The organism is Lentzea aerocolonigenes (genome assembly GCF_000955955.1).
GTDB classification, from domain to species: Bacteria; Actinomycetota; Actinomycetes; order Mycobacteriales; family Pseudonocardiaceae; genus Lentzea; species Lentzea aerocolonigenes_A.
Genome location: NZ_JYJG01000022.1, coordinates 36,283 through 44,704, shown reverse-complemented (window position 1 = coordinate 44,704; position 8,422 = coordinate 36,283). Strand labels below are relative to the sequence as shown.

Genomic DNA, 8,422 nt, shown 5'->3' with positions numbered 1-8,422 from the left:
ACTACCCGCACATGATCGAGCGGATCCGGAACGAGGGCCACGTGACCTTCACCGGCAAGATCATCGCGCACGAGGACGCCAAGCCCGCTCCGTCGGAGCTCGCGGCCTCGGCGATGAAGTCGGGCACGGCCTCCGAGAAGGACGACTCGGACCACAAGTAACCTGCGAGTAACAGGTTCAACGATGAGCCCCGGCAGCTGCCATGCTGCCGGGGCTCATTGCGTCTGACGAGGAGACGACGACGTGAAAACGCCCGTGCTGATCACTGTGACCGGCCCCGACAAGCCTGGCGTCTCCTCGGTGTTGTTCGCCGTGCTGACCAGGCACGGAGTCGAGGTGCTGGACGTCGAGCAGGTCGTGATCCGGGGCCGGCTGGTGCTCGGCGCGCTGGTGTCGACCGACCACGACCCCGAGGGCCTGCAGGAGTCGATCGAGCAGGCCATGGCGACCGTCTCGATGCACGTGGAGATCGAGATCGGCGCCGACTCGAAGCGCACCGCCCGCCTGGAGTCCTCGCACGTGCTGATCGTGCTGGGCCGCCCGGTGACGGCGAAGGCGTTCACCGAGGTCGCGCGCCGGCTCGCGTCGCTCGGCGTGAACATCGACGCGATCCGCGGGGTCGCCGACTACCCCGTCACGGGCCTTGAGCTGCGGGTTTCGGTCGCGGACGACACGATGGAGAACGACGCGGAGCTGCGTTCGGCGCTGGCGGACGTGTCGGTGCGGGTCGGGTTGGACATCGCGGTCGAACGGGCCGGGCTGACGCGGCGGGCCAAGCGGCTGATCGTGTTCGACGTCGACTCCACGCTCATCCAGGGCGAGGTCATCGAGATGCTGGCCGCGCACGTCGGGTGTGAGGAGCAGGTGCGCGAGATCACCGAGGCCGCGATGCGCGGTGAGCTCGACTTCGAGCAGTCGCTGCGGCGCCGGGTCGCGCTGCTGGAGGGCCTCGACGAGAAGGTGCTGGACGAGGTCGGGGCGTCGCTGGAGCTCACGGCCGGTGCGCGCACGACGATCCGCACGTTGAAGCGGCTCGGGTTCTACTGCGGTGTGGTGTCCGGTGGGTTCACGTCGGTGATCACGCCGTTGGCCGACGAGCTGCAGCTGGACTTCTGCGCGGCGAACACCCTCGAAGTCGTGGACGGCAAGCTGACCGGTCAGGTGATCGGTGAGATCGTCGACCGGCCGGGCAAGGCCGTGGCGCTGCGGCGGTTCGCCGAGGAAGCCGGTGTGTCGCTGGCGCAGTGCGTGGCTGTCGGTGATGGTGCGAACGACATCGACATGCTCGGAGCGGCCGGACTGGGCATCGCGTTCAACGCGAAGCCCGCGTTGCGCGAGGTGGCGGACACGGCGCTGTCGCACCCGTTCCTGGACGCCGTGCTGTTCATCCTCGGCGTGACGCGCGCCGAGGTGGAGGCCGCGGACGCCGCGGACGGCCTGGAGCTGACCCGGCTGTGATGATCCTCGACCTGATCGCTTCCCGGAACTACGCCGAGGAGTCCGAAGTCCGCGCGATGCCGATGGTGTTGCGGATCGAACGGGTCGATCCGCCCGCGCGGACGGCGTTGCTGGAGGCTGCGGCGGCTTCGGCGGTCGCGGTGTGCCTCGACCCGCGGGCGGATGTCGGCGGTGAGTGGCACGAGGCCGTGCGGGCGTGGGTGGCCGGGCGGATTCGCAAGGTGTCGCGGCGGGCCCGCGGTGTGCAGTGGGACGCGGTGCAGTCGTTGCCGGGCGTGACGATCACCGTCGACGGCGCTTCCGTGCGGTCGTTGCTGCCGGTGCTGGTGTCCGAGACGCCGCGTGAGGTCGCGAAGCTGCAGATCTCGGGCTCTGACCTGCCGGAGGACTCGCCGGGGCCGGTGCCAGAGGGTGCGCGGCTGCTGTACGTGAACCCGCGGGTCGAGATGTCCGCTGGGAAGCTCGCGGCGCAGGTCGGACACGCGTCGATGTTGCTGGCGCCGCATCTTTCGGTGTCCGAGCTGAAGGCGTGGGCCGCGTTGGACTACCGGTGTGCGGTGCGGACACCGTCCGTGGCCGAGTGGGACTCGTTGATCCACCGCGGCGACGTCGTGGCCGTGCGGGATGCGGGTTTCACGGAGGTGGAGCCGGGTACGACGACCGTCCTGGCTGTTTGAGAACGGTCTGAACGGGCAAATCCCCGGCTCGTGGGCTTACTCGACGTGCTCGACGCGCGGCTCGGTGACGGGCTGGAGAACGTGCTGTGCTCCCATCACGGTCGCCGGCTGCGGCGGCTGGGGTGGGGCGAGGTGCTGGACAGCGGCGACGCGGGGTGGTTCACCCCGCGCCGGCCCGTCCAGCACGGCAACAAGATCGAGGTCCTGATCGACGGCGCGACGGCGTTTCCCGTTGTGGCGGAGGCGATCGAGAACGCGCAGAAGTACATCCACATCGCGAACTGGCACGCCTCGCCGGACTTCCAGCTGACCCGCGAGCCGGGTGCACCGCAGCTGCGTGAGCTGCTTTCGGCTGCGGCGGAACGGGTTCCGGTGCGCGTGCTGCTGTGGGCGGGCCCGCCGATCCCGTTCTTCGAGCCGACCCGCAAGCGGGCACTGGCCGCGCAGAAGGCCTTCTGGGACTGCGGCGCCGTCCGGTGCGAGCTCGACGCACGCGAGCGAACCCTGCACTGCCACCACGAGAAGGTCGTGATCGTCGACGACGTGGCGTTCGTCGGCGGCCTGGACATGACCGCCGTCGAGGGCGACCGGCACGACTCGCCGGAGCACCCGCCGCGCGACCTCGGCTGGCACGACCACGTGGCGCGGCTGGAGGGGCCGGTCGTGGCGGAGGTGGCCGGGCACTTCGCCGCGCGGTGGCTGGAGATCGCGGGGGAGACCCTGCCCGCACCCGAGGTTCCTCCCGAGGCCGGGCCGTCGTCCGTGCAGCTGGTGCGGACGGTTCCGGAGAAGACCTACGATTTCGCACCGCACGGCGACTTCAGCCTGCTCGACTCCTACCTGCGGGCGCTGCGGGCGGCTCGGTCGTTGATCTACCTGGAGAACCAGTTCCTGTGGTCGCCGGAGATCACCGAGGTGCTGATCGACAAGCTGTGCCGGCCGCCTTCGCCCGAGTTCCGCATGGTGCTGCTTCTGCCGCAGAAGCCCAGCAACGGCGCCGACACCACCCGCGGGCAGCTGGGCCGGTTGATCGACGCGGACGTCGACCGGCGGCTGGTCGCCGCAACCCTTGTCGCACACGGTGATGCTCCGGTCTACGTACACGCCAAACTGGCCATTGTGGACGATCAGTGGCTCTCGGTCGGCTCGGCGAACCTCAACGAGCACTCGCTGTTCAACGACACCGAGGTCAACGTGGTGACCGACGACGCGGCGGTGGCGCGTTCCACCCGGCTGCGGCTGTGGGCCGAGCACCTGGGCGCGGACGTGTCCGGTCCGGTGGACGAGGTGGTGGACACCGTGTGGAGGCCCGCTCTGGAGGGGCGCTCGCGGGTCACCACGCTGCCAGGGGTGTCGAGGCGGGCCGGAAGGCTGCAAGGACCGTTACGTGGATTGCTGGTCGACGGCTGATCTCTGGGTCTAGCGTGGCTGCGTGGCCAACGAGGTGACGATCCCGCTGCTGCCGTGCGCCTCCATCGACGAGGTGGCCGAGTTCTACGTGATGCTCGGGTTCACGGTCACGTATCGGCAGTACCGGCCGAACGCGTACCTCTCGGTGCGGCGCGAGGAGATCAACCTCCATTTCTTCGGCATCCCGGGGTATGAACCTGCTGAGTCGTACAGCTCGTGCTTGATCCAGGTCGAGGATCCGCGGGAGCTGTACGAGGCGTTCGCTCTGGGGATGCGCGCGGTGTACGGGCAGGTTCTGCTGACGGGCATTCCGCGGATGACCCGGCCGCGGCGGGACGGGTTCCTGTTCGTCGATCCCGGGGGCAACTGGATCCGGGTGGTCCCGGCGGTGCGGGAGCGGGAGCCTTCGCGGAACGGGCTCACGCGGGCGTTGCGGAACGCGGTGACGCTGGCCGGGTCGCACGGGGCTGAGCGGCAGGCGTTGAAGATCCTCGAAGGGGCGTTGGTGCGGGAGACGCACGCCTCGGAGGAGGAGCGGGAGTCGGCGCTCGAGTTCCGCGACGAACTGCTTGAAAGGCTGGGCCTGCACGGCTGACCGGCGCCTGCAAGTACCGCCAACTCAACATCAACAGGCACTTTTCCGCACCCAAAATGTTCGTCGATCGACGAACAGGTTGGGTGTGGTTGTGGGCGATTCGATCATGAGTTGGTGGTACTTGCAGATGCTTAATCTACATAGGTAGTATTGGTGGTGTGGAGCCACTGCAACGCATCGGCAAGGCCACCGTCGACGTGCTCGAAGTGCTGCTGGGTGCTGATGAGCCGCGGTGGGGGCTGGAGATCATCAAGCTGACCGGAAGGCCGTCGGGCAGCGTTTATCCGTTGCTGGACAGGCTGGAGCGCGCGGGCTGGGTCACGTCGGAGTGGGATGACGACGCGGAACGGCGGGGGCCTCGGCGGCGGATGTACCGGTTGACGGCGGACGGGGCTGCTGAGGCGCGGAAGGTCGTTGCGCGGGCTGCTCCGGAGCCTCGATTCGTGCCCAGGACCGCGCAGTGAGAGCGGCCCAGATGAAGGTCGGACTGTTGGTGGTGCGGTTCGCGGCGGCGGTCCTTGGTGATGAGCGCTATCGCGAGCAGTGGGAAGCGGATGTTGTCGGGGCGCGCGAACTCGGCATGTCGCCGTTGATGGTGGCGTTCGGGGCGTTGCGCGCTGTTGTCGCTATGCCGTCGAAAGGGGCTGTTGTGGCTGGGATCGGGCCGTTGGGCATGGCGTTGAGGCACGCGGGGACGCCGCGTGGGCGGGTGCTGGCGATTGCCGTGGTGTCGGCGTTGCTGATGCTCGGCGGACTGGCACTGCTGTTCGCTTGAGCAAATTGCTCGGTGTCGTTTTGGCGTGACCGGGCTTAGCTTCGGGCGGTGGCGAACGAACTGACGATTCCGCTCCTGCCCTGCAATTCCATCGACCAGATGCAGTCGTTCTACGAGATGCTCGGCTTCTCGGTCACGTACCGGCAGATGAAGCCGAACCCGTACGTCGCGATGCAGCGCGAGGACATCAACCTGCACTTCTACGGGATGCCCGGTCACGTTCCGGAGCAGTCGCACAGCACGTGTGTGGTCATCGTGCCGGACACGAGCGAGATGTACGAGGCCTTTGCGGCGGGCATGCGGGCCGTGCACGGCAAGGTGCTCGTCACCGGCATACCGCGGATGACCCGGCCGCGGCTGCGCAACGACAGGTACACCGGATTTGTCGTCGTCGATCCCGGCGGCAACTGGGTTCGGTTCAGCCGTGCCACGCAAGAGCCCGAGGCGACGACCAAGCTCGCCAAGGCCATGGAGAACGCGGCACGGCAGGCTGACGCCCGCGGTGATGAGCGGCAGGCGTTGAAGATCCTCGAAGGCGCGTTGAAGCACGCCGACGGATCGGAACCGGAATTCGTGGAAGCTCAGGCGTACCGCGACGAGTTGGTCGAGCGGATCACGGGGTCTGAGCCGCGTCCAGGCGTTTGAGGGCGGCCCTGACCACGTCGGGGTCGTAGGTCGTCCAGAACGGGGGGAGTGAGGCGCGCAGGAAGCCGCCGTAGCGGGCCGTGGCCAGCCTCGGGTCGAGGATGGCCACGACGCCCTTGTCCGACATCGAGCGCAGCAACCGGCCGGCGCCCTGGGCGAGCAGCAGGGCGGCGTGCGTGGCGGCGACGGTGAGGAAGCCGTTGCCGCCACGTGAGTTGATGGCCTTCTGGCGGGCGGAGGCGAGCGGGTCGTCCGGGCGCGGGAACGGGATGCGGTCCATGATCACGAGCTGCAGGGACGGGCCGGGGACGTCGACGCCCTGCCACAGCGACAGGGTGCCGAACAGGCACGTGCGCTCGTCCTCGGAGAACTTCTTGACCAGCAGGCCGGTCGCGTCGTCGCCCTGGCACAGGATCGGGTAGTCGAGCTTGTCCCTCAACGCTTCCGTGGCCGCTTTGGCCGCGCGCGTCGAGGAGAACAGGCCGAGTGCGCGGCCGCCTGCCGCGTTCACCAGGCCCTCGATCTCGTCGAGGTACTCCGGGGGCAGGCCGTCGCGGCCCGGTTGCGGCAGATGCCTTGCCACGTAGAGGATGCCGCTGCTGCCGTGTTCGAAGGGGCTGCCGACGTCCAGGCCGGTCCACTTGGGACCGTCGATGTCCTTGTCCGTGGCCGCGCCCTCGATCTTGCGGACCTTCTCCGACGGCGGCAGACCCCACTGGCGGGCCATCGTGTCGAACGCGCCGCCCAGCGTGAGTGTCGCGGAGGTGAGGACAGTGGTGCGCTTGGCGAACAGGCGTTCCCGGAGCAGCCCGCCGACGCCGAGCGGCGCGACCCGCAGCACCGGTGACTTCTGGTTGAAGTCGCCCGACACCCACACCACGTCGTGTTCCTCGCCGAACGCGTCGAGGATCCGCACCGCGCAGTCGTGGACCTCTTCGAGCAACGCCAGCGCGAGCTTGCGCGCCGTCGCGCCGTCCGGGTCCTCCTTGCGCTCGGACCCCAGCGCGGACATGCAGTTGTGCGCGGCGTCGCGGGTGGCCGCGAGTGCGCCGGAGAGCGCTCGCGGAAGTGCGTCCAGGCGGCCAGACGGCATGTCCTCGAGGATCATCGCCAGGCCGTCGCCGGCCTCGGCGAGGCGGTCCGCGACGTCCTGGTCGATCAGCCGGCCGCACCTGCGCGCCGCCATCGCCACGGATGCGCCGCTCAGCTCCTCCGTGGCCACCGACGTGACGCGGTCGACCAGGTCGTGCGCCTCGTCGATCACCACCACGTCGTGGTCCGGCAGAACCTGGTAGCCCTCCAACGCGTCGATGGCGAGCATCGCGTGGTTCGTGACCACCACGTCCGCCTTGCCGGCCTGCGCCCTCGCCTTCTCCGCGAAGCAGTCGGCGCCGATCGGGCACTTCGACACACCGAGGCACTCGCGCGCGGTGACGCTGACCTGCCGCCACGCCTGCTCGCTCACGCCGGGCACGAGCTCGTCGCGGTCGCCGGTCTCGGTGTCCGACGACCACTCGTTCAGCCGCTTCACCTCACGCCCGAGCTTCGACATCGCGAACGGGTCGAACAGCACGCTGTCGTCCGGCTCGTCCGGCGCGCCGTTGTGGACGCGGTGCATGCACAGGTAGTTCCTGCGGCCCTTGAGGATGGCGAACGTGGGCTCGCGGCCGAGCTCCTTCTTGAGGGCCTTGGCGAGGCGTGGCAGATCCCGGTCGACCAGCTGCCGCTGCAGGGCGATCGTGGCCGTGGAGACGACGACCGTCTCGGCCTCCGCCACGGCGTGCCTGATCGACGGCACCAGGTACGCGAGCGACTTGCCGGTACCCGTGCCCGCCTGCACCGCGAGATGCTCGCCCGTGCGGATGGAGTGGTCGACGGCCTCGGCCATCTCCACCTGGCCAGGGCGCTCCGCACCACCGACGGCGTGGACGGCGGTCTCGAGGAGGCTCAGGGTGGGGGGAACTTCAGGCACGAGACAGACCGTACCCGGCAGGTCCGACAGTCTCCGCCAGACACCGCGGACACAGACCCGCCCAGTCGGCGCGGACTCAGTCGCCGCCGCCTCCACCGCACCCGCCGCCGCAGCCGCCTCCACCGCAGCCGCCACCGCTGTCACCGCTGCCGCACGAGCTCGACGAACAGCCACTGCCGCAACTGCTGCTGGACGAGGTGTCACGCGCGGGCAGCAGCCCGACCATCACCGGCGTCAGCCCCAGCATCCCGGCGATCGCGACCCGGCCGACCTTGCCGCGCAGTCCGCGAGACGCGACCGCGCCCACCGGGTCCTGGGTGCTGACCCGCAGCTGTGCCCGCTTCGCCAGCTGGTAACCGGACCTGGTCCGCAGCCGGCCGGGGTCACGCGCCTTCAGCACCGAAGCCCAGACGAACACCACCACGCCGGCCGCGAAGAAGTACCAGGGCGGGTACTCGGTGATGTCCGGCACCGGGAGCTCCCGCAGCAGGTCCGGCACCACGATCCGGAAGAAGCCGGTCAGCACGAGCGCCGCCCCGAGCAGGAACAGCCACGGGTACAGCCTGGGACGCCACGACCGGTGGTGCCGCAGCAGGCCGCGGTCCGCGAGGTGGTGGCGCAGGCCCTCGGCCTCAGGTGAGGTGGCCGTCTCCCGCAGCACGTCGTGCAGGTACCTGCCCACCTGGACGCTGTTCAGGATCCGCGCTTCCAACGGCGTGAGGCGGCCCGGGTTGCGGTGGACCGCCGTCACCACGCCGTCGCGGGAGATCCGGACCGCGCCGGCGTGCAGCAGACGGGCCAGGGCGACCTCGGCGGCGCGGGAAGGGCCGCCGACGAGACAGCCCAGCTCTTCCGGGGTATGCGTCGTCACGCGGATTTCTCGGGCGAAA

9 protein-coding genes are annotated in these 8,422 nt (G+C 69.5%); 7 read left to right on the top strand and 2 right to left on the bottom strand.

All coding sequences use genetic code 11. The features are described 5' to 3' along the window. Window positions 1-243: 243 nt before the first annotated feature. The 7 genes from serB to UK23_RS05385 all read left to right on the top strand — a co-directional run bounded on the left by serB (window position 244) and on the right by UK23_RS05385 (window position 5,560). Window positions 244-1,458: a phosphoserine phosphatase SerB gene (gene serB, locus UK23_RS05415; RefSeq protein WP_045310242.1), complete on the top strand. Its 1,215-nt coding sequence runs from the start codon at window positions 244-246 to the stop codon at window positions 1,456-1,458. Beyond that, window positions 1,458-2,135: a peptidyl-tRNA hydrolase gene (locus UK23_RS05410; RefSeq protein ID WP_045310252.1), complete on the top strand. Its 678-nt coding sequence runs from the start codon at window positions 1,458-1,460 to the stop codon at window positions 2,133-2,135. The genes serB and UK23_RS05410 overlap by 1 nt, the downstream gene beginning before the upstream one ends. 30 nt (window positions 2,136-2,165) lie before the next feature. Beyond that, a complete protein-coding gene (locus UK23_RS05405) occupies window positions 2,166-3,545 on the top strand; it encodes a phospholipase D-like domain-containing protein (protein ID WP_045310241.1) in 1,380 nt (459 codons plus the stop codon). Window positions 3,546-3,567: 22 nt separating this feature from the next. Next, window positions 3,568-4,140 (top strand): bleomycin resistance protein, encoded by a 573-nt coding sequence (locus UK23_RS05400; protein WP_045310240.1) that lies wholly within the window; start codon window positions 3,568-3,570, stop codon window positions 4,138-4,140. A 158-nt stretch (window positions 4,141-4,298) separates the two neighbouring features. Next, window positions 4,299-4,604, top strand: coding sequence for a helix-turn-helix transcriptional regulator (locus UK23_RS05395; RefSeq protein ID WP_045310239.1), 306 nt, complete (start codon window positions 4,299-4,301; stop codon window positions 4,602-4,604). Between the two features lie 11 nt (window positions 4,605-4,615). Continuing rightward, a complete protein-coding gene (locus tag UK23_RS05390) occupies window positions 4,616-4,915 on the top strand; it encodes a hypothetical protein (RefSeq protein WP_156212799.1) in 300 nt (99 codons plus the stop codon). Window positions 4,916-4,963: 48 nt separating this feature from the next. Then, a complete protein-coding gene (locus UK23_RS05385; protein WP_045310237.1) occupies window positions 4,964-5,560 on the top strand; it encodes a hypothetical protein in 597 nt (198 codons plus the stop codon). Here the strand turns inward: UK23_RS05385 and UK23_RS05380 are convergent. Together UK23_RS05380 and UK23_RS05375 are read right to left on the bottom strand one after the other, a co-directional pair. Continuing rightward, entirely contained in the window at window positions 5,529-7,448 is a 1,920-nt protein-coding gene (locus UK23_RS05380) for an ATP-dependent DNA helicase (protein ID WP_156212802.1), read from the bottom strand. The two genes, UK23_RS05385 and UK23_RS05380, sit on opposite strands and share 32 nt — an antisense overlap. 160 nt (window positions 7,449-7,608) lie before the next feature. Next, entirely contained in the window at window positions 7,609-8,403 is a 795-nt protein-coding gene (locus UK23_RS05375) for a TIGR04222 domain-containing membrane protein (RefSeq protein WP_045310236.1), read from the bottom strand. Window positions 8,404-8,422 lie beyond the last annotated feature (19 nt).

Coding starts and splice junctions, on each gene's coding strand:
- UK23_RS05390 (WP_156212799.1), top strand. CDS start 4,616: ATGAAGGTCGGACTGTTGGTGGTGCGGTTCGCGGCGGCGGTCCTTGGT.
- UK23_RS05410 (WP_045310252.1), top strand. CDS start 1,458: ATGATCCTCGACCTGATCGCTTCCCGGAACTACGCCGAGGAGTCCGAA.
- UK23_RS05380 (WP_156212802.1), bottom strand. CDS start 7,448: ATGGCCGAGGCCGTCGACCACTCCATCCGCACGGGCGAGCATCTCGCG.